A 23,455-nucleotide genomic window follows, 5' to 3' on the forward strand; every position below is an offset into this window, starting at 1 on the left:
AGAACTGTGCCGGTTACGTAATGATTCTCGCCCCAGGGAGCGACGGAAGCCATGATCCAGCCGACGAAATGGTGGATCGGCCTGCCCGTGCTGGCCGCCTTGTTCACGATCGTCGCGACGTCGGACGTCGAGAAGATCGAAAAAGATTTGGGCGACCGCGTGCGCGCGGCGCTCGACAAATCCCCCGGCGCGATCGAAGGCGCGCGCGTCGATGTGGACGGGCGCGACATTCGCCTGTCCGGCGTCGCCCTCGCGCCCGCCGCCGTCGCCGAGGCCGTCCGCAGCGTCGAATTGCAGGAGGGCGTGCGCTCCGTCGCGGACGCCACGACGCCGCCGCCTCTCGCCAAGCCTTTCGCTTTCGCGCTCGAGCGCAAGGGCAAGACGCTGGCGCTCTCCGGCAATGCGCCCGTTCCCGGCGAGCGCGTCGCGATTCGCGACGCGGCCGCGGGCAGAGGCCTCGAGCTTTCCGACGCCTCCGTCTCGGCGCTGGGCGCGCCCAAGAATTACGCCGCGCTCGCGGCCTATGGCGTCGCTCTGCTGGACGCCATAGGCGATGGCAGAGTGACGGTCAGCGACGCTTCGCTGTCCGTTGCCGGCGCCGCCGCCAGCTTCGATGGCTATGATCGCGCCGAGGCGGCGCTGAAAGCCCCGCCCGAGGGCGTCGCGGTGAAGGCGGAGATCGCGCCGCCGCGCGTCTCGCCCTTCGTCTGGAGCGCCGCCAAGGCCGGCGAGATCGTCTCGCTGTTCGGCTATGCGCCGAGCGAGACGACGCGCGAGGCGCTCTTCACCGAGGCGGCCAGCCTCGGCAAGGCCAGCGATCAGACGCGCGTCGCCGGCGGCGCGCCCGGCGATTTCGCCGCGGCGGCCGGCGCCGCTCTGCGCGAGCTCGCCAAGCTCTCCAGCGGCAAGGCCTCCATCGCCGATGGCGTCGTCTCCATCGAGGGCGCGGGCAAGACCAATGTCGGCGCCTCGGCCGTCGAGGCGAGCCTGCGCGCGGCGCTGCCGAAGAGCTTCGGCCTCGGCAAGGTGAGCGTGGCGGCGGGCGCGGTCTCGCCTTTCGTCTTCACCGCGCGCAAGCAGGAGAGCGGTCTGGCGCTCGCCGGCTTCGCGCCGGACGCCGCGACGCGCGCGCGCATCGCCGAGCAGGCGAAGCGTGATTTCGGCGATGCGGTGGAGGTCGATCTCGCCATAGCCGATGGCGCGCCCAAGGGATTCGCCGAGGCGGCGAGCGTGGCGTTGCGGGCGCTGGCGCGGCTCGACTCGGGCGTCGCGGCGCTGTCCGACCGCAAGCTGGCGCTGGAAGGCGCGGCCTATACCGCCAAGGCGCAATATGACATTCGCGCCCGGCTCTTCCGCGAGCTGCCGGAAGGCTATGAGAACGCCGCGCGGCTCGGCCTCGCGACCAAGGACGAAATTCCGCCGACGCGCCTCTACGCCGCTCTGTCGGAGACGGCGGCTCGAGGGCTCACTTTCGGCGCGGACAATTCGATCGCGGAAACATCCCTCCCGGTCGTCGACGCGCTCGCCTATGTGCTGCTGCGCAGTCCGGGCGCGGCCGTCGATATCGTCGGGCTGTTCGCCGGCGCGGGCTCGAATGCGGAGAATGAGGCCATCGGCCTGCATCGCGCCGAGGCCGTTCGCAATTATCTCATCGAGGCGGGCGTCGAAGCGGCGCGACTCTCCGCCTCGGGCGCTGCGGCGGTCGACGAGAGCGGCCGTCGCATCGAATTCTCGATCCGGTGATCCGGGGCTTTCGAGGGAGAACGCCCATGCTCTATCTGCTCGCCGCCTCCACGCAATGGCTCGCCGCCGCGCTCGCGCTGGGGCTCGTCATCGGCTTTTGGACGACGAAAAAAGAGGCCGGCGCGATATTCGCCGGCCATGGCGTCGTGGTGGCCTCGGCCTTCGCGCTCGCCGGCGGCTTTCTGCTCGCCAATCTGCAGACCATTCCCGGCCGCAATGGCCTGCTCTTCGAATTGGGGCTGCTGCTCGCCACGGCCTATCTGATCGGCCTGCCCTTCGGCGGCGGAGTCAGGCTGCTGTTCGGCGCCGCGGCTCCGGCCGCGCCGGCGAAGCGGAAGCCGCATGCGGATGTCTCCCATGTCGCGCTGCGCGGCGCCGCGGCGACGCTGGCGGAAAATGCGCCGGCTCCCGCTCCCGAGCCGATCGCCGCAGCCGAGCCGCCCGCGCCGGAAACCGCGCTCACCGAGGCGCCGGCTCCGGTCGCCGAGCCGCGCCGTCGCGCCGGAGCGCCGCGTCCCGCCGAGAGCGAGCGCAAGACGCCGGGCCAGCGGCCGGAGGGGCTGCCGGGACCGCGCGGCGGCCGCGCCGACGATCTCGCCAAGATCAAGGGCCTCGGGCCCAAGAGCGTCGAGAAGCTGCACGGGCTCGGCGTCTATCATTTCGATCAGATCGCCGCTTGGTCCTCCGAGAATGTCGCCTGGATCGGCGCGACGCTCGCCGTTCCCGGACGTCCCGAGCGCGGCCGCTGGGTGGCGCAGGCCAAGGAGCTGGCCGCGGCGACGGAACGGGCGCAGGCCGAATGAGAATCGGACTTCTCGGCGCCTCGCTGCTGCTCGGCCTCGTTTCGGCGGAAGCGTCGGCGCAGGACATGCTGCGCAATGTCGATCTCGCCCAGCCCGCCTATTCGCAGTCCGAGTTCACGCGCGCCGACATAGAGGCGCGCCTCGCGGCGACCAAGCCGGGCGAGACGCTCGATCTCTCCATGCGCAGCCTCAACGGGCTCGATCTCTCCGGCCTCGATCTCTCCGGCGTCAATCTGCGCGCCGCGCGGCTGGTGAAGGCGCGGCTCGCCGGGGCCAAGCTCGACGGCGCCATTCTCGATCAGGCCTGGCTGCTCGAGGCCGACCTCTCCGGCGCCAGCCTGCGTGGCGCGCATGTCTTCGCGACGCAGCTGCAGCGCGCCCGCGCCGAGGGGGCGGATTTCTCCAAGAGCCGCCTCGCCGCCGATCTCTCGGGGGCCGATCTGCGCGGCGCGTCCTTCCGCGGCGCGGATATGTCCGCCGATATGAAGAACCAGTCCATGGGGCTGATGCGCGCCGTTCTGCGCTCCGCCAAGCTCGACGGCGCGCATTTCGACGGCGCCGATCTTTCCCGCGCCGACATGCGTTATGCGCGGGCGGCGGGCGCGATCTTCGACAAGGCCTCGCTGAAGGATGTCGACGCCGCCGGCGCGGATTTCACCGGCGCGCGCTTCGAGGGAACGAAGGCCGAGGGCCTGTCGCTCGATTCCGTGCGTATCGACAGAGGCGCGGCCGCGACGCTGAAGGGCGCGGTCGATCTCGATCGCGCCTATCTGCAATAGCTTTGGAAACGCGCCGAGGCGAAAGACCATAGGGGCGGGGGCTGCCCGATCGCGCCGCCGCCATAGATGAACGAAGGGCGATGACAAGAGAACCCTTCCGCATCGGCGTCGATCTCGGCGGCACCAAGACCGAGGCGATCGCCATGGGTCCCATGGGCGAGACGCTGGCGCGCCGGCGCGCGCCGACGCCCGCTCATGATTATGCCGCCGTTCTGGCGACCATCGGCGGCCTCGTGCTCGATCTCGAGCGCGAGATCGGCGGGCGCGGCAGCGTCGGCGTCGGCACGCCGGGCGTCATCTCGCCGCGCACCGGCCTCGTGAAGAACTCCAACACCACAGGGCTCAACGGCAAGCCGCTGGACAAGGACCTCGCGGCGCTGCTCGAGCGTCCGGTGCGGCTCGAGAATGACGCCAATTGCTTCGCCCTTTCGGAGGCAGTCGATGGAGCCGGGGCGGGGGCGCGCGTGGTCTTCGGCGTGATTTTGGGGACGGGCGTCGGCGGCGGCATCGTCGTGGACGGCAAGGTTCTGCAGGGCGTCAACAAGGTGGCGGGCGAATGGGGCCATACGCCTCTGCCCTGGATGACGCCGGACGAATTTCCCGGTCGGCTCTGCTATTGCGGCCACTACGGCTGCGTGGAGACCTATCTCTCCGGCCCGGCGCTCGCCTATGATTACGGCCAGCGCAGCGGCGCCGAGGCGAATGGCGAGGAGATCGCCGCCCGCGCCGCGGCGGGCGAGGCGGCGGCGCGCCATGCGCTGGAAGTCTATCGCGACCGCTTGTCGCGCGCGCTGGCGGCAATCGTCAATCTCATCGATCCGGATGTGATCGTGCTCGGCGGCGGCGTGTCCAATATCGATTTTATTTACGAGGGTCTGCGCGATCTGGTCGAGAAGCAGGCGTTCTCGGACGCCATAGACACGCGCATATTGCGCAATGTGCATGGCGACTCGGGCGGCGTGCGCGGCGCGGCTTGGCTGTGGGGCGGGCCGGACAGCGAGAGCTGAGAGGATGAGCGGCGTTCCGTTTCTCGGGAGCCGTTCATGTCGAATTTGCGAACGATCGAATTGAAGGCCTTCGTGCCGGCGAAGGATTATGAGCTCTCCAAGCGCTTCTATCAGGATTTGGGCTTCACGCTCGCCTCCGACGGCGACGGCGTCGCCTATTTCCATCACGAGACTGCGAGATTTCTGCTGCAGAATTTCTACGTGAAGGAATTCGCCGAGAATCTGATGCTGCATCTGCTCGTCGAGGATGTCGACGCGTGGCGGGCGAAGGTCGACGAGAGCGGGATCGCCGCGCGCTATGGCGCTAAAGTCTCGGATGTGCAGCGCCAGCCATGGCGGATGCGCGATTTCACATTGGTCGATCCGTCAGGCGTGTTGTGGCGGATCGGGCAGAATGTGGAGTGAGGTCGGTTCGCGTTTCAGCGGCTTTTCACATCTGCGAGCGCCTGAGTGATCGTCGTTCCGCGTTCGTCTGGGATGAAATTGAGCGGGACGTCGAATTTGCGCCCGCAGCCCGCCAAGGTCCACGTCTCCCACCATAGGCGAAAGCGCGCATTGGGGCCGGGATCCGCGGTTTTGGGCTCGCTCAGGCCGAAGGCCTCGAAACGCGTATCGATCACTTCGAACTGCTTGCAGTCCTTCGACGCGACAGAAGCGCCGAGTCGCGCATAATTGATCGCATCGCGCTGAAGAATTGGATCGGCCACCGTCCCTCCCGGCATGGCGACGATGGTTTCGATCTTCACTCCGTCGGCGGCGACAATGAAAAAGAAATTGAGCGTCGTATCGAGATCGCATCCCTTGACCGGGAAGGCGCCGCGCCAACCGCCCGAGGACGGAACGCCGTCTGCGCCGAAGGAGATGGATGAGAGGAGAACGACGCTGGACTTTTCGGAGGCGAGCGTCCGACAAGACCGAAAGCTCCCATTCGGCAGGGAATCGAATGCTCGCCGGATGAGCCCCTTGTAGGTGTCGGAGAAGAGAAATTTTTGGAATTTATCCCTGTCGATGGTCGGCGGCCCCGGATTCTGGCGCGCTGATCGCATCAGTTGCAGAAGCGGTGCGAGCGCCGGCTCCATTGCGTCGACGCTCGTCGTCGCGGCGACAGCGATGATCAAGGCTGCGCCGAGAGCACGTAAGGTCGCCATCGGTAATTTCTCGAGCGATGTCTCTGGAACATTTTCGCGAAAGGCGCCGAACCGGTTTGCGGAAAAGGGCATGCGAAATCCAATATTCTTAGCGCGCATTCCGACCTGAACCGTCCGAATGCGCGCTAAAGCTTAGATTCAGCTCATGACAGAGAAATGAACTTGGTTTCGCTGGTGGTTTGTGAAGGATGGCTCACGCCCCCTCCATCGCCTCCAGCTCCGCGATCAGCCCCTCGATCATCTCGAGCCCTATGCCCCAAAAGGCGGGATCGCGCGCGTCGAGACCGAAAGGCGCGAGCAGCTCATTGTAGGGCTTGGCGCCGCCCGCCTCGAGCAGGCCGAAATAGCGCTCGGCGAAACCCGTCTCCGCCTTTTGATAGACGCCATAGAGCGAGTTCACGAGACAATCGCCGAAGGCGTAGGCGTAGACATAGAAGGGCGAATGCACGAAATGCGGAATATAGGCCCAGAAGGACTCATATCCTTCGCCGAGCCGAATGGCCGGGCCGAGACTGTCGCTCTGCACGCTCATCCACAGCTCGCAGAGCTTGTCGGCGGTCAGCTCGCCCTTCTTGCGCTCGGTGTGGACCTTGCGCTCGAAGGAATAGAAAGCGATCTGCCGCACCACAGTGTTGAGCATGTCCTCCACCTTGGAGGCGAGCAGCGCGCGCTTCTTCTCGACGTCGGTCGTCTGCGCCAATAGCGAGCGGAAGGTCAGCATCTCGCCGAAGACGGAGGCAGTCTCGGCGAGCGTCAGCGGCGTCGGCGCCATCAGCGCGCCTTGGCGCGAGGCCAGCACCTGATGCACGCCATGGCCGAGCTCATGGGCCAGCGTCATCACATCGCGCGTCTTGCCCTGGAAATTGACCAGCACATAAGGATGCGCGGACGGCACGGTCGGATGCGCGAAGGCGCCCGGCGCCTTGCCGGGCCGCACCGGCGCGTCGATCCAGCTCTTATCGAAGAAGCGCGCGGCGATCTCCGCCATTTGCGGCGCGAAGCCCGAATAGGCGGTGAGAACGATGTCGCGCGCCTCGTCCCAGCTGTAATTATGCGAGGGGACGGAGGGCAGCGGCGCGTTGCGGTCCCAATAGTCCAGCGCCTCCTTGCCGAACCATTTGGCCTTGAGCTTGTAATAGCGATGCGACAGCTTGGGATGCGCTTTCGTCACGCTCTCCACCAGCGCCGCGACCACCTCCGGCTCGACGCGGTTGGAGAGATGGCGCGAGTCGGCGACATCCTCGAAGCCGCGCCAACGATCGCCGATCTCCTTGTCCTTGGCGAGCGTGTTGGTGATGAGCGCGAAGGTGCGCAGATTGGCCTTCAGCGTCGCGCCGACGGCGAGCGCGGCTTCGCGCCGCACCTCCTCGCGCGTATCCTGCATGAGATTGAGCGCAGGCTCGATCGTCAGCTCCTTGCCGCCGATCGAAAAGCGCAGCGAGGCGATGGTCTCGTCGAAAAGGCGGTTCCAGGCGGCGCGGCCGGTGACGGATTTCTCGTGGAAGAGACGCTCCAGCTCGTCGGAGAGCTCATAGGGCTTCTCCATGCGAATATCTTCGAGCCAGGGCTTCCAATGCGCCAGCGGCGCCTTCGCCGCAGCGGCGTCGAGAATTGCGTCGTCGATACGGTTCAGCTCGAGCTGGAAGAACAGCAGCTGCGTGGAAATTTCGGTGATCTTGTCCTGAATGTCGCCATAGAATTTGGCGCGCGCGGGGTCGGTGGTGTCGCCGGCGTAGACCAGACCCGCATAGGACATGATTCGGCCCAACAGGTCCTGTAGCGCCTCATAGCGCCGCACGGCCTCGCCGAGCGTCTCGCTCGCCGTCGCGCCGCTCGCGATCTCGCTCAGGCGGCCGCGATAGGCGGCCGCGAAGGCCGAGGCCTCCTTCTCCGCCGCCGCAATGTCGGCGGCCAGCGCCGGCGAATCCGGCGCGGCGTAGAGATCGGCGAGATTCCATTCGGGGAGCGCGGGGCCGGGGCCGCCGGCCTGTGCCTCGGAGACGGCGTCGCGAAGAGGGGCTTGGACGCGGGCGTGAAGATGCGGCATGGTTCGAACCGGGAGTTGAGGATGAAGGGCGCTTCGCCGAATATCGGGCACGGGACGGAAAAAATGCAAGTCGCAGGCCGCCTGGTCGCAGGCCGCGCAGGAGCTTTTCTCGTCCCCGGCCTTTGGATTCGTCCCGACGGCGAGGCTCACGTTAACGACGCCTTTACCCTGATCTCCGAGCATGGCCGGAAGGTGGCGTCGTCCACATCCTCTATTGCACGCCGCGGATCGTCGCGATCCGCCCGAGCCCACGCCGCGCAGGCCTAAGAGATTTCAAGAGGATCAATGACTTCTACGATTCTGATCGCCGACGACGATCCGGTCCAGCGCCGCTTGCTCGAGGCTTCGGCGCGGCGCTTCGGCTATGAGGTGGAGACTGTCGAGGGCGGCGAGCAGGCGCTGGCGCGGCTGACGCAGAATGGCGCGACGCCGGTCGATCTGCTGATTCTCGATCTCGTCATGCCCGATCTCGACGGCATGGGCGTGCTGACGCGCCTGCGCGACCTCAAGATCGACGTGCCCGTCATCGTGCAGACGGCGAATGGCTCCATAGAGACGGTGATCTCGGCCATGCGCGCCGGCGCGCATGATTTCGTCGTGAAGCCGGTCGGCGCCGAGCGTCTGCAGGTCTCCATCAAGAATGCGCTGTCGGCCGACGCGCTGGCGGGCGAATTGCGCCGCGTCAATCGCCGCAGGGACGGCGCGCTGACCTTCCGCGATCTGGTTTCGCGCAGCGAGGAGATGGCGCGTGTCATTCGCCTCGGCGAGCGCGCCGCCCATTCCAACATTCCCGTGCTCATCGAGGGCGAGTCGGGCGTCGGCAAGGAGATCGTCGCGCGCGCCATTCAGGGCGGCTCGGATCGCCGCGGCAAGGCCTTCGTCACGGTCAATTGCGGGGCGCTGCCGGCCAATCTCGTCGAATCCATTCTCTTCGGCCATGAGAAGGGAGCCTTCACCGGCGCGACCGAGAAGCATGCGGGCAAATTCCTCGAGGCCAATGGCGGCACGCTCTTCCTCGACGAGATCGGCGAATTGCCGCTGGAGACGCAGGTGAAGCTGCTGCGCGCCCTGCAGGAGGGAGAGATCGATCCCGTCGGCGCCAAGCGTCCGGTGCGGGTCGACATTCGCCTCATCTCGGCGACGAATCAAAATCTGATCGAGCAGGTGAAGCGCGGCCAGTTCCGCGAGGATCTGTTCTACCGGCTCAACGTCTTCCCCATCACCATTCCGCCGCTGCGCGCGCGCCGCGACGATATCGGCGATCTGGCGCGCCGCTTCGCCATCCGCTTCGCGGCGGAGGAGAACAAGCGCCTGCGCGGCATATCGCATGAGGCGACGACGCTGCTGGCCAGCTACGACTGGCCGGGCAATGTCCGCCAGCTCGAGAACGCCGTCTTCCGCGCAGTGGTGCTGGCCGATGGCGACGAGCTGACGGTCAACGAGTTCCCGCAGATCGCAGCCCATGTGGACGGGTTTTCCGCCCGCGTGCCGCCGGCGCCCGCGCCCGTCTCGGCCGGTCCCGCGCCGGAGCGGGAGATCGTGCGCGTCGAGATTCGCGATCCCAATGTGATGGCGCTGCTCGGTCCGCACGGCGACATGCGCCGTCTCGAGGAGCTGGAGGCCGAGGTCATCAAATTCGCCCTCGTCCATTATCGCGGGCAGATGTCGGAGATTGCGCGTCGTCTGGGCATAGGCCGCTCGACGCTCTACCGCAAAATGAAGGAGTACGGGCTCGGCGAGGAGATGGACGAGAATGTCGACGCCGCCTGAAGAGGCGAAGGCGCCGCGAATTTAGGCGTTTCCCGGCTTGCCCAAAAAAGCGCGCGCGGCCATTCTGCCCCCCAGAATGCGCCGCGCGCTCTCGGGCGCCGCGCGAAGAACGGAGACCTTCTCAGTCATGTCCGAGCTCTATGATATCGAAGCGCGCACGATCGACGGCGAAACCGTCAAGATCGGCGACTACGCCGGCAAGGTGATCCTGATCGTCAATGTGGCGAGCCGATGCGGCTTCACGCTGCAATACAATGGCCTCGAGGCCATCTGGAACGAGAACCGCGACAAGGGGTTCGTCATTCTCGGCTTCCCTTGCAACCAGTTCAGCAATCAGGAGCCGGGGACGGACGAGGAGATCAAGACCTTCTGCTCCACCCGCTTCATCGTGACCTTCCCGCTGTTCAGCAAGATCGAGGTGAATGGCGAGAATCAGCACCCGCTCTACAAGCTGCTGAAGGAGAAGGACCCGGGTCCGGCGGAAGACGTGAAGTGGAACTTCACCAAATTCCTCATCGACCGCAAGGGCAATGTGGTGAAGCGCTTCCAGGCCACCAACACGCCGCGCCAGATGGAGCCCGACATTCACGCCCTGCTCGCCGAGGCCTGAGAGACGGAAAGCGCCCGCAATCGGCTCTAGATGCCGGCGGGCGCGGTGACGAAAGCGCGAGTCTGCGCCATATTGGCCGAGTGGCTCCGCCGATCCGCCGTTCAGCGGCGGTTTCGGGGAGCCCCTCGCGCGCCGCGATCGAGGCGAATATGTCCAGAGGTCGCCTCGGCCATGAGCCCTGACTGCGAGAATCGCGTCCATGATTTCGAAGCGCGTCGCCTGAACGGCGAAAGCGCGAGCCTCGCCGATTGGGCCGGCCAGGCGCTGCTGATCGTCAATGTCGCGAGCAAATGCGGCTTCACCCCGCAATATCAGGGGCTCGAGGCGCTGTGGCGCGCCTATCGCGACCGCGGCTTCGCCGTGCTCGGCTTTCCCTGCAACCAGTTCGGCCATCAGGAGCCCGGCGATGAGGCCGCCATCGGCGCCTTCTGCTCGGCGAGCTATGACGTCACCTTTCCGCTCTTCGCCAAGATCGACGTGAATGGCGAAAATGCGCATCCGCTCTATCGTTTCTTGAAGGCGCAGGCGCCCGGAGTTTTCGGCACGCAGGCGATCAAATGGAATTTCACCAAATTTCTCGTCGATCGAAAGGGCCGCGTCGTGAAGCGCTATGCGCCGACCGATCGGCCGCAGGCGATCGCAGCGGATATAGAGACGCTTCTGGCGGAGGCTGCATGACCATCGCGATCGATATTGCGCGCCGCGACAATGGCGCTCCCAATACCCTCACCTTCGATGTCGTGGTGCGCGACGCCGCGAGCAAGTCGCGCCATCGCGTGACCATGTCGCGCGTGCTCGCCGAGCGATTGGGCGGGGGCGTCTCCAGCGCCGAGCAATGTCTCGACGCGGCCTTCCGCTTTCTGCTCGAACGCGAGCCCAAGGAGCAGATTCTCGGGCAATTCGATGTGAGCGTGATCTCGCTGTATTTTCCCGAATTCGAGCGCGAGCTGCCCAAATATTTGGCGTGAGCGGTCAGCGCGCGTCGCGCGGCGCCCTTATCGTCTCGCCGGGCTTCAGCCGCCGCGGATCGAGCCCCGGATTGGCGGCGAGAATCGCCTTCCAGCGCGCGCCGTCGCCATAGAGCTTCACGGCGATGTCGTGCAGCGTGTCGCCCGCGGCGATGCGATAGAGGTCGTCATGCGCGATGGAGCGCGCGCTCGGCCTTTCGCCCGCCGGCGTTTGCGGCGACGGCGTCGTCTCGGCGACGGCCGGAGCGGGCGCGTCCCGCACGTCGAACTCGCCGCGCAGCATGCCCATCCAGCAGCTCCAATGAATGACGCCGGCCGCGCGCGGCGTGAACTCGATCGTCTGCACGCCGGGCTTCACGTCGAATTGGAGATCGAGGCTGGGAACGACGATGCGGCGATTGCAGCTGGTGATCTCTTTTCCGTCGATCACCCAATGCACGGGGACGCCCGCGATGAGCGAGAAGCGATTGGGCGAGAAGCCCGTGGCCACGACATCCATCTCGATCGTCTGATAGGCGCCGCGCGGCTGCGGCGCCGAAGCCTGCGGCCCCACGGCGGGCGCGGCTGCCGGCGCAGGGGAGGGCGCAGGCGCGGGCGAGAGAATCGAGCGCTCGGCCGCGCCGCGCAATGTTCCGATCATGGATTGCAGATCATAGCCCCAGCCGGTGAGGATCATGCCGCGATTGATCATCACCGCGCCGAGCGCGACGACGATCGCGCCCGAGGCCATCAGCAGGCGATGCGTCAGCGAGGCGGAGACGAGAGTCGACAGCGCGCCGAAGCTCAGCATGACGGGCAGCGTGCCGAGCCCGAAGGCGAGCAGCATTTTCGCGCCCTCGAGCGCGCTGCCGGTTCCCGCCGCCATCACATACATCGCCTGCAGCGGCCCGCAGGCGATCATCAGCCCGTTGAAGAGGCCGATGACGAAAGGCCGATGCGAGCCCGCCGCGCGCCGATCGACAGAGCGCTGCAAGGGCGCGGGGAGCGCGAAGCGAAAGCGCCGCAGCGGCGCGAACAGGCCGAGCATGTTGAGGCCGAAGACGATCAGAAAAGCGCCGGCCGCGACGCCGGCGACGCCGCGCAGCATGGGCGTGAAGGCGATGAAGGCGCCGACGAGGCCGAACAAGGCGCCGATCGCCGTGTAGGAGATCGTCTTGCCCGCGCCATAGAGCAGATGCGAGCGATAGGACGGACGCCCCAGGCGCGCGTCATCGGCCGCATAGCTCAGCACCAAGCCGCCGCACATGCCGATGCAATGAAAGCCGGTGAGCAGGCCGAGCAGGAAAATCAGATCGAGGCTCATATGGCGGCCGATGTCCGGCGCGCCGGCCTCGCCGATCCAATGCGTGTCGATGAAGATCAGCAGAGCGACGCCGGCGAGGCCGAGCAGCACGCCGAGAATCTTGCCGAGGCGGCCGCCGCCGGGCTCCTCCATGGGGACAACGCGATAGCCCTGGCGCTCGACCGCCGCGCGGATCGCCTTCGGCGTGACCGCGGCGGGGTCATAGGCCACGCTCACGCGCTCGGTCGGATAATCGGCCTTCGCGTTCGCGACGCCGGGAAGCTCGCCGACGGCGCGCTCGATGGCCCGCTCGCAGCCGTGGCAATGCATCCCGCGCGCGCGAAAGCCGAGTGTCGCAGAGCCGACGCTCGCCTCCTCCATCCGCCGCTCTCCTTTTCAAATCATATCTGTCCGAGCGCAGGCTCGGGAAAAGGCGCCTGCGACGGAGCGGCGCTGCGACTTTTTGTCTCGGGAGCGGGCGGAGCGGCTGCAGCGAAGGCGTGGCCGGGCCATCGGGCCGCGCTCATGTTTTCTCGCCATGGCGCATGACTGCATTTAATTTGGCGACTTGGGAATGCTGTCGTAAGGTCATAAAAGCGACACGCGCCGTCGACGCGGGAAATGTGTCTCCCGCGGCCGGCTGACGGTCCGTCGGAGGTCGTCGATGAAAGTGAATTACAAGCCCTTCATGATATTCGCGATAGTCGCGCTGCTCGCCGTCGCTCTGGCCATGCTGTTCGATCAGCGCAACCAGCGCAGCGCCGGACGCGACATCAACTTCAGCGAATTGCTGGCGCAGATCGATCTCGGCCGCGTCCATGACGTGACCATCGCCGGCAACGAGATCAGCGGGCATTTCGCGGATAATCGCTCCTTCACCACTTATGCGCCGAATGATCCGTCGCTGGTGCAGCGGCTGACCGCGAAGAATGTCGCCATCAGCGCGCGTCCCGCGAGCGACGGCGGCGGCTGGTGGATGACCTTGTTCTTGAATGCGCTGCCGCTCATCGCCTTTCTCGGCGTGTGGATTTTCCTCGCCCGCCAGATGCAGGGCGGCGCCGGCGGCCGCGCGCTCGGCTTCGGCAAGTCCAAGGCCAAGCTGCTGACGGAAACGCAAGGCCGCGTCACTTTCGAGGATGTCGCCGGCGTCGACGAGGCCAAGGAAGATTTGCAGGAGATCGTCGAGTTTCTGCGCGATCCGCAGAAGTTCCAGCGCCTCGGCGGCCGCATTCCGCGCGGCGTGCTGCTCGTCGGCCCGCCTGGCACGGGCAAGACGCTGCTCGCCCGCGCCATCGCCGGCGAGGCGAACGTCCCCTTCTTCACCATATCGGGCTCGGACTTCGTCGAAATGTTCGTCGGCGTCGGCGCCTCCCGCGTGCGCGACATGTTCGAGCAGGCGAAGAAGAACGCGCCCTGCATCATCTTCGTCGATGAGATCGACGCCGTCGGTCGTCACCGCGGCGCTGGGCTCGGGGGCGGCAATGACGAGCGCGAGCAGACGCTCAACCAGCTTCTCGTCGAGATGGACGGCTTCGAGGCCAATGAGGGCATCATCCTCATCGCCGCGACCAACCGTCCCGACGTGCTCGATCCGGCGCTGATGCGTCCCGGCCGCTTCGATCGTCAGATCAACGTGCCGAACCCGGACTTCATCGGCCGCGAGAAGATCCTCAAGGTTCACGCCCGCAAGGTGCCGCTGGCGCCGGATGTGGACCTCAAGGTCGTCGCGCGCGGCACCCCGGGCTTCTCCGGCGCCGATCTGATGAACTTGGTGAACGAGGCGGCTCTGCTCGCGGCCCGTCGCAGCAAGCGCATCGTCACGCGGCAGGAGTTCGAGGACTCGCGCGACAAGATCATGATGGGCGCCGAGCGTCGCACTCTGGTGATGACGGAGGAGGAGAAGCGCCTCACCGCCTTCCACGAGGGCGGCCATGCGCTGGTGCAGCTCAACATGCCGGGCTCCATCCCGATCCATAAGGCGACGATCATCCCGCGCGGCCGCGCGCTGGGCATGGTGCAGGGCCTGCCGGAGCGCGATCAGATCTCGCAGAGCTATGAGCAGCTCAAAGCCATGCTCGCATTGGCGATGGGCGGACGCGTCGCGGAGGAGCTCGTCTTCGGCCACGATAAGGTGACGTCGGGCGCGGCGAGCGACATTCAGCAATGCACGCGCATCGCGCGGGCGATGGTGACGCAGCTCGGCTTCTCCGACAAGCTCGGCACAGTGGCGTACGCCGAGCCGCAGCAGGAGCAGTTCCTCGGCTATTCCATGGGCCGCACGCAGACGCTCTCCGAGGCGACGCAGCAGACGATCGACGCCGAAGTGCGCCGCCTGGTGCAGGAAGGCTATGACGACGCCAAGCGCATCCTCACCGAGAAGCGTGGCGATCTCGACGTTCTGGCCAATGGCCTGCTCGAGTTCGAGACGCTGACCGGCGACGAGCTGATCGGCCTGCTGCAAGGCAAGACGCCCGTGCGCGAGGATGTGCCGCCGGCGGCGCCGCCCGCGCGTCCCTCGCCCGTGCCGACGGCCGGCGCGCGTCCCTCGCCAGAGCCGGACGCCGACGGTCTGGAGCCGCATCCGGTGTGATGGGTGTCCTCGAAAGCAAAAAAGAAAGCCCGGCGCGAGCCGGGCTTTCTTTTTTGCGCCTCTCGACGGGGCTCTCGCGTCAGCGTCCCGCCGCGCGCAGCCCGGCGATGCAGCGCGCGAGATTGACGCGCGCGATCGCGTCCCATGCGGCGCGCGTCTCCGCGCGGCGAAACACCGGCCTGTCGCCTTGCGCCAGTCCCTCCAGCATCTTCGCTTGATTGGCGGCGAATTCGGCCTCCTCGACGCCGATGGATTCCGAGCGAATTTTCTGCGTGTTGGCGGCGAAGATTTCCCAAGGCGCGGCGAGCGGGCTGAGATCGAGATCGACGAAGAGATCGAGATCGCCGGAGAAGCCCGCGTAATGCTCCGTCGTCGCGCGCGCGCCGGCGTGATCGGAGGTCGCCATCACCAGATCTTCGACGGCCTGCGCCTCGCTTCCCGCGAGAATTGTGTGGCGGCGGAAGGCGGCGACGCTGTCGCGCACATTCTGCCGGTCCAGCCGCGTCTTGCCATCCGGGTCGCGCGCCAGATGCACGGCGTCGTGCCAGAAGATGGCGGCGGCGATGAGATCGGGCCGCGTGGCGAGCGAATCGAAACGCTCGAGCCCTGTGAGCAGCTCGTCTATATGCGCCCAGCTGTGATAGGCGCGATGCGGCTGGCGATAGGCGTCGTCGAGCGCCTGATAGGCGCCCGGCTCATGCGCTTCCGCGATTCGCCGCCAATAGCGCAGCCTGCGCGCTTCATCTGCATTTTCCACTGTCGCGCCCGTCATTTGCTGTCCATCTTCCAAATGGGCGCGCCTCCAGTCCTCGCCGGCGGAGCCGCCTCGAAAGCCGCAAATCGCTGTTCCATAGCCATATAGCAACCACCCCAATGCGGCTCGACCGACGCTCTCAAATCCGCCGCTGCGACGCGGGCGCGGGCGAAGTCCCATTCGGCATGATAGCGCATCATCGTCACATGTTCGTCACGCCATGCGGCGAAAGCGGCGCTCGCCGCAAAGCTCTCGTCTCCGACGAGCGCATAGATGCGCGTCGGCGTCGAGCGTCCGACGACTTGCGCCGCGCCGAGATCGAGCCAGGCGAAGTCAGCGGCGGCGTCGCGCAAATCGCCGGAAGCGAGAATATCCACGCGGAACCATTTACACAGTCCTTCCAGCCGCGATGTGAGATTCACCACGTCGCCGAGAATCGAATAGTCGAAGCGGCGCGCCGAGCCCATGTTGCCGACGCTGCAAGGCCCCAGATTGAGGCCTATGCCCATCGCCGCCTTGCGATAGTCGCGCCCTTCGCGATTGGCCTCGGCGGCGCGCTCGCCGTTGAAGCGCGCGAGCGCGGCGCGCATGTCGAGCGCGGCGTGAACGGCCTTGCGCGGATGATCGGCGACATCGAGCGGCGCATTCCAGAACGCCATGACGGCGTCGCCGATATATTTGTCGACCGTGCCCTCGCGATCGAGAATGGCGTCCGTCATCGGCGTCAGATAGGCGTTCATGAAATGTGTGAGCTCTTGCGCGCTCAGCCCCTCGGAGATGGTCGAGAAATCGCGCAGATCGGAGAACAATACGGTGAGCTCGCGCGTCTCGCCGCCCAGCACCAGCCGCTCGGGATGCTCGACGAGGCCCTCGACCACGGCGGGCGCGATGAATTTGCCGAAAGCCATATGCACATGGCGCCGCGCGGCCTGGTCCTGGCGCCATAGCGCGACGGCGCCGACGCCATAGGCGAGCGCGGCCGAGAGGCTGGGGAAAGCCGCGTCGACGAGCAGGCCGTAGCGATCGAAAGCGAGGAAAGACGCAGCGAAGAGCGCGCCGATCAAGCCGGTCGCGGCGAGCGCCGAGACCAATGGCGCGACCAGCGGCAGCAGCGCGGCGATGAGGAGGAAGGCGGCGCCGGCGACGACGAGCTCGAGGCCATTGGCCCAGTCGGGCCGCGACAGCAGCGCGCCCGAGAGCAGCGATTCGAGAATTTGCGCGTGAATCTCGACGCCCGGAATGGTCGGCTGCAGCGGCGTCGCGCGAATATCGCCGAGCCCGACGGCTGTGGTGCCGATGAAGACGATGCGCCCGTCTATCTCCTCGCGCGGGACGCGATCCTCGAGAAGGGCGGCCGCGGAGACGAGACGCTGCGGCGCCGCGGCGCCATAGCGCGGGCGAATGTCCGCTGCGGCGCCGGCGGCGATCTCGAAGGCGCCGACCTTGACCGCATTGACGCCGGTCTGGCGTCCGAAGGCGGTTTCGCCGCTGGCGTTGGAGGAGCGGATGATGATCGTCGAGGCGCCCTGGGCGACGCGCAGCGCCTCGAGAGCGAGGGAGGGCGTGACGCCGCCGGGGCCGAGCGCGAGCAGCGGAATGCGGCGCACCACGCCGTCGCGATCGGGCGCCCAATTGGTCGCGCCGAGACCGCGCGCCGCCTCCGCCAGCTCCGCGATCGGCGCGATGGCGGCGGGGAAGGCGGCGAGGAAGGCGGAAGGATCGTCGCCGGCCATGGCGACGCCCGCCTTTTGCGGCGGCGCGCGCTTCGGTCCGGCGCCGGAGAGGGTGAGGCCGAGCGCCGTCGGCGCGGCGGCGATGGATTGCGCGAAGATTTGATCGTTGGGAACGGCGCCGGCGGCGATGGCGGCGATCTGCGTCTTGGCGGGCCCCTCCGGCAGGCGTCGCGCATAATGATCGAGGCTCGTCTGATCCGCCTCGGCGAAGACGATATCGAAAGCGACGGCCGCCGCGCCCGCCTCGACGAGCTTGTCGAGCAGAGCGGCGAGGCGGGTGCGCGGCCAGGGCCATTGGCCGAAGGCGGCGAGGCTGTCCTCGTCCACCGCGATCACGCGCACGGGAAGGCCCGGATCGTAAGGGCGCGGGGCGAGGCGCTGATAGGAGTCGAAGACGAAATTGCGCAGATCGTCCAGCGCCGGCGGCTGCAGCCGGCCGAGGGCGACGACGCCGAGCGCCGCGGCGGCCGTCGCGAGAAAATAGGCGGGCCTGCGTCGCCGCGACCGCTTCAATCGCGCCTCCCTTGTGCGTCCGTCGCGGGCGCGAGATGTTCGCCGAAGGCGCGGGTCACGCTGACTCGAAACGCCTCGGGACGCAAGCCGAGCCGGGGCGCGCGGAGACACAGTTCGGCGGTCGCCGACGGTCCCCGAACCGCGAGAGACGCGACGAGTCGGACGCGGGACGCATCGTCGCCAGCCTGTCGATGACGCCGAGGGCGGCGTCGAGCGCCATCCCGTCCGGCGGCGCGGCCCGGAAGCGCGGCGCGCCGCGCGGAACCGAGAGGAAGCGGCGCAGCACCAGCAGCAATTCGGCGGCGAGGCGGGTCGCGCCTAAGTCGAGCGCCCGCCGCAGATCGGAGACGATGAGATCGCGCACGAAATCCGCGCCGCGATCGCAGAGCATCAGATAGCTCTCATAGAGGGATTGATGAAAGGGCGAGGGCGCGGCGCCGGCGATCATCTCATGGGGAGCGAGCCCGCAGAGCTCGGCGCAACGCGAAAGAGGGATGAGGGCGAAGGACATTGCGGGCTCGTCTGGCGGGTTGGGCGCTCCTGTCGAGCGCGTATCGCCATATTAGGCCGGCGCGCGGCCGCGTATATGTGCGAGAGCGCACAAAGACGCGCTCAGCCGGCCTGCTCGAGGCAGGCGGTCAGACGCTGCTCCAGAGTCGAGGGGCGCAGCAGCACCAGCCCGCCGCGGATCTTCTCGGCGAGGCCCTCGTGGATCATCGCCTGCACCTCGCGATTGACCTGCTCGCGCCGGCAGCCGATGCGCGCGGCGAGATCATGCTGCAGCGGCGGCGGCGAGATGATCGACTGGCCCTCGTGGCCCTTGCGCGGCAGGGCCAGCCGCAGCAGCTCGGCATAGAGCCGGTGGCGCAGATCGAGCACGGAGCGCTCGAACAGCCGCGAGTTGAGATCGCGAATGCGCTTCGTCAGCAGGCGCAGCACTTTCTCGCAGACGGCCGGCTGGCTGAACAGCACGGTCTTGAACACGCTCGACGGCATGATGCACAGCTCGGATTTGGTCAGAGCCGAGACATTGGCGGAGCGCTCGGCCCCGTCGATCGCCGCCATCTCCCCGAAAATCTGGCCGGGATGGAGGTCGCAGAGAATGACCTCCTTGCCCGCCGGCGTGCGGATGAGCACGCGCAGATCGCCGGAGACGATGAAATAGACGTCGGTCGAGCGGTCGTCGTAATCGACGACCAGCTCGCGCTCGTCCACGCGCCGCCAAACGCATTTGCGGGCGATCCGCTCCGCCTCGGCGGGGTCGAGCCCCTCGAAATAAGCAATGCGCAACAAAGAATTCGACACGGTATCGCCCCGCCCAGAGCCACCATCGCAATTTGATGAGTATTTCGTCTCGCGTCGAGGGGCAAGCGCTCAATGTTCGTGGACATAGTTTCCGGGCGCGGCGCAGAGCGGCGGAAAGCCGCGCGTCGCGGCTCCCATGGACGGCGGCGAAACGCGCTCCGCCGAGCCGCGGGCGGCGAGCCATTCCGCCCAGAGCGGCCACCAGGAGCCTTCCTCCCGCCGCGCCGCGGCCAGCCATTTGTCGGCCGAGACATAATGGTCCCCGGCGCGGCGCAAGGCGACATGAAAGGCGCGGCCGCGATGGCCGGGCTCCGAGACGACGCCGGCGTTATGGCCGCCGGAGGTGAGCGCGAAGGTCAGCTCATTGTCGGTGAAGAGATGGACCTTGTACACCGAGCGCCAGGGCGCGATATGGTCGGTCTCCGTGCCGATGACGAACATCGGCGCGGAAATATCCTTCAGCGCCACCACCTCGCCGTCCACGGCGTAGCGGCCGGCGGTGAGGCGGTTCTCCAGGAACAGCCCGCGCAAATATTGCGAATGCATGCGATAGGGCATGCGCGTCTGATCGGCGCTCCAGGCCATCAGATCATTGGGCTTCTGCCGCTCGCCGAGCAGATATTCGCGCACCGCCTTGGCCCAGACCAGCTCATTGGAGCGCAGCGCCGCGAAGGCGCCGGCCATCTGCCGCGTGTCGAGCACGCCCTGGTCCCACATCATGTCTTCCAGAAAAGCGACCTGGGCGGCGTCGACGAACAGCATCAGCTCGCCCGGCTCGCTGAAATCGGTCTGCGCGGCGAGCAGAGTGATGCTGGCGAGGCGCTCGTCGTGATCGCGCGCCATGGCCGCCGCCGTGATGGAGAGCAGCGTGCCGCCGAGGCAATAGCCGCAGCCATGGACCTTGCGGCCGGGCAGCACGGCGTCGATCGCGTTCAGCGCGGCGAGCACGCCGGAGACGCGGTAATCGTCGAAGGAGAGATCGCGATCTTCCGGCGTCGGATTGCGCCAAGAAATCATGAAGACGGTAAAGCCCTGCGCGACGAAATAGCGCGCCAGCGAATTCTGCGGCCGCAGATCGAGCACGTAATATTTCATGATCCAGGCCGGGACGATAAATATCGGCTCGGCGTGGACGGTCTCTGTCGAGGGGCCATATTGAATGAGCTCGATCAGCTCATTGCGGAAGATCACCTCGCCCGGCGTCGCCGCGACATCGATTCCGACGCGAAAGCCATTGCCGCCATTGGGCGTGTTCAGAAGCGCGCGCGTATAGTCCTCGATGAAGTTTTCCGCGCCGCGCAGGAGATTGGCGCCGCCCTCCTTCATCGTGCGGTCGATGACCGTGGGATTGAGCCAGAAGGCGTTGGAGGGCGAGAACAGCGCCAGCCATTGCTGCGCCATGAAGGCGACGCGGGCGGCGTCATTGGGCGTCATGCCGCGCGCCTCGCGCGTCGCCTGCCGCCACCAATGCTCGCTCGCGAGAAAGCCCTGCTTCCAAAAGGCGAAAGGCGGCGCGTCCCAGGCGGGATCATCGAAGCGCTTGTCGAAAGGCGCGGGCGCGAAAGGCCCCGCGACGGCCTCGCCGCGCGCCGCATGAGCGACGAATTGGGCGTATCGGGCGGCGTCCTGCATGGCGGCGAGCGAGAGCTCGATTTGCCGGCCGGGCGCGCGGGAGAGATGCGTCGCCCAATCGAGCCAGGCCGACATTTGCGCGAGCGGAGAGACGCCTTGCGTGAAGCGCGCCGCAAAGGCGCGGGCCGCGCGATCCAGCGTGTCGAAGGAGGGGATGTCGCCGCTATGGTCGATCTCCCGCGGCGTCGCATCTGCGAGCGGCGGCGTGACGACGGCGGGGGAGACGATGTTCATCGCGGTCGCTCCTGTGGCGGTGAGGGCTAATGTCGACGCGAAATTCATGAAATGATCGTGACGGCGCGCGGCCCCGTCCTGAAACGACGATGCTATGAGCTGCAACTGTGAAATCTATACCGCGAGCCGGCGCCGCGCTATGCGCGATCTGCCGCGGCTGTTATTTCATCGATGAAGGTTCAGAAAGCGTGCGTCTCGGGATGAGGGCCGTTACGATTTCCGGGATCGAGAAAGCCCCCTACGGCGCCCGCAGCTCGTGCACGCTGAACAGCGCCTCCGCATCGGTCCACACGCGGCCGGGCGCCCAGCCGGCGTCGCTCGCCGTGACGCGGAACTCGTCCACGCCATATTTGTAGCAGTCTTCCGTATGGATCGTCTCGCCGCGCGAGAAGGCGAAGTCGCGGCCGCCGATCTTCGCCGTCTGGCGTCGGCGGCTGACGAGGCGCATTTCTATGCGGCCGGCGCGCGCGTCATAGATCGCCTGATGGCAAAAGCCGGAGAGATCGAAGCCGCCGCCGAGCTCGCGATTTATGCGCGCGAGGAGATTGAGGTTGAAGGCCGCCGTCACGCCATGCGCGTCATTGTAGGCGGCGATGAGGCGTGACGGGTCTTTCTTCAGATCGACGCCGACGATGAGCCGCCCGCCCGGCCCGAGCAATACGCGCATGGCCAGCAGCAATGCGCGCGCTTCGTCCGGCGTGAAATTGCCGATCGTCGAGCCGGGAAAGAAGCCGATGCGGCGGCGATCGGCGAGCGCCGCGGGCAGCGGCGCCGGCCGCGAGAAATCGGCGACGATGGGGCAGACTCGCAAATGCGGGAAACGTGCGGAAAGACGTGCGCGCGCTTTCTCCAGCGCGCTGGAGCAGACGTCGATCGGCGCATAGAGCGCGAGGCGCGGCGCGCGCTCGAGCAATAGTTCGGTCTTGCGGCTGGAGCCGGAGCCGAACTCGACCAGCGCCGAGTCCTCATCGGCGCCGTCGAGCATCTCCTCGCCATGCGCGGCGAGAATGTCCGTCTCCACGCGCGTCGGATAATAATCCGGCAGTCGCGTGATCTCGTCGAACAGCTCGCTGCCCGCCGCATCGTAGAAATAGAGGCAGGAGAGGCGCTTCTCTGCGCGCGAGAGCCCGTCGAGCACATCCGCCGCGAAGCCGTGGCCCTTCGGCTCCGAAGGCGTCGCGCGATCGATATCATTGGTCATCGGCCGACATCCCTGGCGAGGCGCAGGCCGGCGAACAGCCAGCGCTGGCGCGCATGGAGGAAGTTGCGATAGCTGGCGCGAATATGGCTCTGCGGCGTCGCGCAGCCGCCGCCGCGCAGCACATGCTGGTCGCACATGAATTTGGCGTTGTATTCGCCTATGGCGCCGGCCGGCCGACGATAGCCGGGGTAGGGGAGATATGCGCCGCCCGTCCACTCCCACACATCGCCGAAGAGCTGGCGCGCATGGCCCTGGAATGTCTCCGCCGGCGGCAGCGGACGTAGCGCGCCGTCCTCGAGCAGATTGCCGGCGATCGGCTCCTGCTGCGCCACCGTCTCCCATTCGAATTCGGTGGGCAGGCGCGCGCCGGCCCAGCGGGCGAAAGCGTCGGCCTCGTAGAAGCTCACATGGACGACAGGGGCGGCGGGCTCCAGCGGCCGCAAGCCCTCGAGCGTCATGGCGAGCCAGAGGTCGCCGCGCCGCTCCCAATAGGCCGGCGCCTCCCAGCCCTCGCGCTGGATCGTCTCCCAGCCGTCGAAGAGCCAGAAGGCGGGATCGCCATAGCCGCCGTCCTCGATGAATTCCAGCCATTCGGCGTTGGTCACGGGCCGATCGGCGATCTCGAAAGGGTGGATCAGCGCGTCATGGCGCGGCGTCTCATTATCGAAGGCGAAACCTTGGTCGAAGGCGAAATGCTCATCATCCGCGTCGCTTCCGATGCGCACGATTCCGCCCGCGTAGCCGATCCAGCGCAGCGGCTCCGGCGCGCCGCAAAGGCCGCGCGTCGGCGCGGCGCGATAGGCCGGCCGCAGCGGATTGGCGGCGAAGAGCGCGAGAATGTCGCTGAGGATCAGCTCCTGATGCTGCTGCTCATGCTGCAGGCCGAGCTCCAGCAGCCGGGCGGCCTCGCTCTGCGGCGCGAGGCCGAGATCGAAAAGCCGCTCCAGCGCCGCCTCGACATGGCGGCGATAGGCCATGACGCGCTCGAGCGTAGGCTGGCTCAGCAGGCCGCGCTGCGGCCGCGGCTGCCGGGAGCCGGCGCCCTCGTAATAGGAGTTGAAGCAATAGGCGAAGGCGGGATCGAAGAGGCGATAGCCGGGCAGAAAGCGCGTCAGCACGAAGCTCTCGAAAAACCAGCTCGTATGGGCGAGATGCCATTTCGTGGGGCTCGCCTCCTCTATCGCCTGCGCCGCCATATCCTCGGGGCCGAGCGGCGCGGCGAGCGCCAGAGTGCGCGCGCGCGTCGCCGCGAGCCGGGCGCGAAATGTTTCGAGGGGAGGCTCGCCATGGGGCGGCGAAGCGAAATCCGTTCGCGCCATCGGCCGCGTCGCCATCG

20 protein-coding genes are annotated in these 23,455 nt (G+C 67.0%); 10 read left to right on the forward strand and 10 right to left on the reverse strand.

Annotation, left to right across the window (positions count from 1 at the left end):
- Positions 1-51: 51 nt before the first annotated feature.
- The 5 genes from ACT53T_RS14365 to ACT53T_RS14385 all read left to right on the forward strand — a co-directional run bounded on the left by ACT53T_RS14365 (position 52) and on the right by ACT53T_RS14385 (position 4,737).
- Complete coding sequence (locus ACT53T_RS14365; RefSeq protein ID WP_476161718.1) at positions 52-1,743, forward strand: OmpA family protein; 1,692 nt, start codon at positions 52-54, stop codon at positions 1,741-1,743.
- Positions 1,744-1,769: 26 nt separating this feature from the next.
- The gene (locus tag ACT53T_RS14370; protein ID WP_036292264.1) at positions 1,770-2,546 is read left to right on the forward strand and encodes a hypothetical protein; all 777 of its coding nucleotides are present in this window, start codon (positions 1,770-1,772) and stop codon (positions 2,544-2,546) included.
- On the forward strand, positions 2,543-3,325 hold the full coding sequence (locus ACT53T_RS14375; protein ID WP_476161719.1) for a pentapeptide repeat-containing protein: 783 nt from the start codon (positions 2,543-2,545) through the stop codon (positions 3,323-3,325). The genes ACT53T_RS14370 and ACT53T_RS14375 overlap by 4 nt, the downstream gene beginning before the upstream one ends.
- An 80-nt stretch (positions 3,326-3,405) precedes the next feature.
- Positions 3,406-4,332, forward strand: coding sequence for an ROK family protein (locus ACT53T_RS14380; protein WP_476161720.1), 927 nt, complete (start codon positions 3,406-3,408; stop codon positions 4,330-4,332).
- Positions 4,333-4,368: 36 nt separating this feature from the next.
- A complete protein-coding gene (locus ACT53T_RS14385) occupies positions 4,369-4,737 on the forward strand; it encodes a VOC family protein (RefSeq protein ID WP_476161721.1) in 369 nt (122 codons plus the stop codon).
- Between the two features lie 14 nt (positions 4,738-4,751).
- On the opposite strand, the gene ACT53T_RS14390 is transcribed toward ACT53T_RS14385, so the two are convergent.
- Positions 4,752-5,480 carry a hypothetical protein gene (locus ACT53T_RS14390; RefSeq protein WP_476161722.1) on the reverse strand — a complete coding sequence of 243 codons (729 nt, stop codon included), beginning with the start codon at positions 5,478-5,480 and terminating at the stop codon, positions 4,752-4,754.
- Positions 5,481-5,673: 193 nt separating this feature from the next.
- Positions 5,674-7,527 (reverse strand): M3 family oligoendopeptidase, encoded by a 1,854-nt coding sequence (locus ACT53T_RS14395; protein ID WP_476161723.1) that lies wholly within the window; start codon positions 7,525-7,527, stop codon positions 5,674-5,676.
- Between the two features lie 285 nt (positions 7,528-7,812).
- On the opposite strand from ACT53T_RS14395, the gene ACT53T_RS14400 reads away from it, so the two are divergent.
- The 4 genes from ACT53T_RS14400 to ACT53T_RS14415 all read left to right on the forward strand — a co-directional run bounded on the left by ACT53T_RS14400 (position 7,813) and on the right by ACT53T_RS14415 (position 10,875).
- A complete protein-coding gene (locus tag ACT53T_RS14400; protein WP_400769534.1) occupies positions 7,813-9,297 on the forward strand; it encodes a sigma-54-dependent transcriptional regulator in 1,485 nt (494 codons plus the stop codon).
- Positions 9,298-9,424: 127 nt separating this feature from the next.
- On the forward strand, positions 9,425-9,907 hold the full coding sequence (locus ACT53T_RS14405) for a glutathione peroxidase (protein ID WP_018266439.1): 483 nt from the start codon (positions 9,425-9,427) through the stop codon (positions 9,905-9,907).
- 171 nt (positions 9,908-10,078) lie between these two features.
- Positions 10,079-10,585, forward strand: coding sequence for a glutathione peroxidase (locus tag ACT53T_RS14410; protein ID WP_400769531.1), 507 nt, complete (start codon positions 10,079-10,081; stop codon positions 10,583-10,585).
- On the forward strand, positions 10,582-10,875 hold the full coding sequence (locus tag ACT53T_RS14415) for a hypothetical protein (protein WP_018266437.1): 294 nt from the start codon (positions 10,582-10,584) through the stop codon (positions 10,873-10,875). The genes ACT53T_RS14410 and ACT53T_RS14415 overlap by 4 nt, the downstream gene beginning before the upstream one ends.
- Positions 10,876-10,879: 4 nt before the next feature.
- Here ACT53T_RS14415 and ACT53T_RS14420 read toward each other — a convergent pair whose 3' ends face one another.
- Entirely contained in the window at positions 10,880-12,538 is a 1,659-nt protein-coding gene (locus tag ACT53T_RS14420; RefSeq protein ID WP_476161724.1) for an urease accessory protein UreH domain-containing protein, read from the reverse strand.
- Between the two features lie 283 nt (positions 12,539-12,821).
- Here ACT53T_RS14420 and ftsH point away from each other — a divergent pair, with 283 nt between their 5' ends.
- Positions 12,822-14,747: an ATP-dependent zinc metalloprotease FtsH gene (gene ftsH / locus ACT53T_RS14425; RefSeq protein WP_400769525.1), complete on the forward strand. Its 1,926-nt coding sequence runs from the start codon at positions 12,822-12,824 to the stop codon at positions 14,745-14,747.
- Positions 14,748-14,826: 79 nt separating this feature from the next.
- Here the strand turns inward: ftsH and ACT53T_RS14430 are convergent, their stop codons facing one another.
- The 7 genes from ACT53T_RS14430 to egtB all read right to left on the reverse strand — a co-directional run bounded on the left by ACT53T_RS14430 (position 14,827) and on the right by egtB (position 23,453).
- A complete protein-coding gene (locus ACT53T_RS14430; RefSeq protein ID WP_476161725.1) occupies positions 14,827-15,519 on the reverse strand; it encodes an HD domain-containing protein in 693 nt (230 codons plus the stop codon).
- The gene (locus tag ACT53T_RS14435) at positions 15,516-17,747 is read right to left on the reverse strand and encodes a CHASE2 domain-containing protein (RefSeq protein ID WP_476161726.1); all 2,232 of its coding nucleotides are present in this window, start codon (positions 17,745-17,747) and stop codon (positions 15,516-15,518) included. Before ACT53T_RS14435 ends, ACT53T_RS14430 begins: the two co-directional genes overlap by 4 nt.
- Positions 17,748-17,802: 55 nt before the next feature.
- A complete protein-coding gene (locus ACT53T_RS14440) occupies positions 17,803-18,258 on the reverse strand; it encodes a hypothetical protein (protein WP_476161727.1) in 456 nt (151 codons plus the stop codon).
- 101 nt (positions 18,259-18,359) lie between these two features.
- Positions 18,360-19,052 (reverse strand): Crp/Fnr family transcriptional regulator, encoded by a 693-nt coding sequence (locus ACT53T_RS14445; RefSeq protein ID WP_476161728.1) that lies wholly within the window; start codon positions 19,050-19,052, stop codon positions 18,360-18,362.
- Positions 19,053-19,121: 69 nt separating this feature from the next.
- The gene (locus tag ACT53T_RS14450) at positions 19,122-20,918 is read right to left on the reverse strand and encodes a PHA/PHB synthase family protein (protein ID WP_476161729.1); all 1,797 of its coding nucleotides are present in this window, start codon (positions 20,916-20,918) and stop codon (positions 19,122-19,124) included.
- Positions 20,919-21,156: 238 nt separating this feature from the next.
- Positions 21,157-22,119 (reverse strand): L-histidine N(alpha)-methyltransferase, encoded by a 963-nt coding sequence (gene egtD / locus ACT53T_RS14455; RefSeq protein WP_476161730.1) that lies wholly within the window; start codon positions 22,117-22,119, stop codon positions 21,157-21,159.
- Complete coding sequence (gene egtB, locus ACT53T_RS14460) at positions 22,116-23,453, reverse strand: ergothioneine biosynthesis protein EgtB (RefSeq protein WP_476161731.1); 1,338 nt, start codon at positions 23,451-23,453, stop codon at positions 22,116-22,118. Before egtB ends, egtD begins: the two co-directional genes overlap by 4 nt.
- Positions 23,454-23,455 lie beyond the last annotated feature (2 nt).

The organism is Methylosinus sp. DMC45, from assembly GCF_056313885.1.

Bases quoted from the DNA above. Each gene is read 5' to 3' on its own strand.
- ACT53T_RS14420 (WP_476161724.1), bottom strand. From the start codon at position 12,538: ATGGAGGAGGCGAGCGTCGGCTCTGCGACACTCGGCTTTCGCGCGCGC.
- ACT53T_RS14370 (WP_036292264.1), top strand. From the start codon at position 1,770: ATGCTCTATCTGCTCGCCGCCTCCACGCAATGGCTCGCCGCCGCGCTC.
- ACT53T_RS14390 (WP_476161722.1), bottom strand. From the start codon at position 5,480: ATGGCGACCTTACGTGCTCTCGGCGCAGCCTTGATCATCGCTGTCGCC.
- ACT53T_RS14385 (WP_476161721.1), top strand. From the start codon at position 4,369: ATGTCGAATTTGCGAACGATCGAATTGAAGGCCTTCGTGCCGGCGAAG.
- ACT53T_RS14440 (WP_476161727.1), bottom strand. From the start codon at position 18,258: ATGTCCTTCGCCCTCATCCCTCTTTCGCGTTGCGCCGAGCTCTGCGGG.
- ACT53T_RS14380 (WP_476161720.1), top strand. From the start codon at position 3,406: ATGACAAGAGAACCCTTCCGCATCGGCGTCGATCTCGGCGGCACCAAG.
- ACT53T_RS14400 (WP_400769534.1), top strand. From the start codon at position 7,813: ATGACTTCTACGATTCTGATCGCCGACGACGATCCGGTCCAGCGCCGC.
- ftsH (WP_400769525.1), top strand. From the start codon at position 12,822: ATGAAAGTGAATTACAAGCCCTTCATGATATTCGCGATAGTCGCGCTG.
- ACT53T_RS14395 (WP_476161723.1), bottom strand. From the start codon at position 7,527: ATGCCGCATCTTCACGCCCGCGTCCAAGCCCCTCTTCGCGACGCCGTC.
- ACT53T_RS14415 (WP_018266437.1), top strand. From the start codon at position 10,582: ATGACCATCGCGATCGATATTGCGCGCCGCGACAATGGCGCTCCCAAT.
- ACT53T_RS14365 (WP_476161718.1), top strand. From the start codon at position 52: ATGATCCAGCCGACGAAATGGTGGATCGGCCTGCCCGTGCTGGCCGCC.
- egtD (WP_476161730.1), bottom strand. From the start codon at position 22,119: ATGACCAATGATATCGATCGCGCGACGCCTTCGGAGCCGAAGGGCCAC.
- ACT53T_RS14430 (WP_476161725.1), bottom strand. From the start codon at position 15,519: ATGACGGGCGCGACAGTGGAAAATGCAGATGAAGCGCGCAGGCTGCGC.
- ACT53T_RS14405 (WP_018266439.1), top strand. From the start codon at position 9,425: ATGTCCGAGCTCTATGATATCGAAGCGCGCACGATCGACGGCGAAACC.
- ACT53T_RS14410 (WP_400769531.1), top strand. From the start codon at position 10,079: ATGAGCCCTGACTGCGAGAATCGCGTCCATGATTTCGAAGCGCGTCGC.
- ACT53T_RS14375 (WP_476161719.1), top strand. From the start codon at position 2,543: ATGAGAATCGGACTTCTCGGCGCCTCGCTGCTGCTCGGCCTCGTTTCG.
- egtB (WP_476161731.1), bottom strand. From the start codon at position 23,453: ATGGCGACGCGGCCGATGGCGCGAACGGATTTCGCTTCGCCGCCCCAT.
- ACT53T_RS14450 (WP_476161729.1), bottom strand. From the start codon at position 20,918: ATGAACATCGTCTCCCCCGCCGTCGTCACGCCGCCGCTCGCAGATGCG.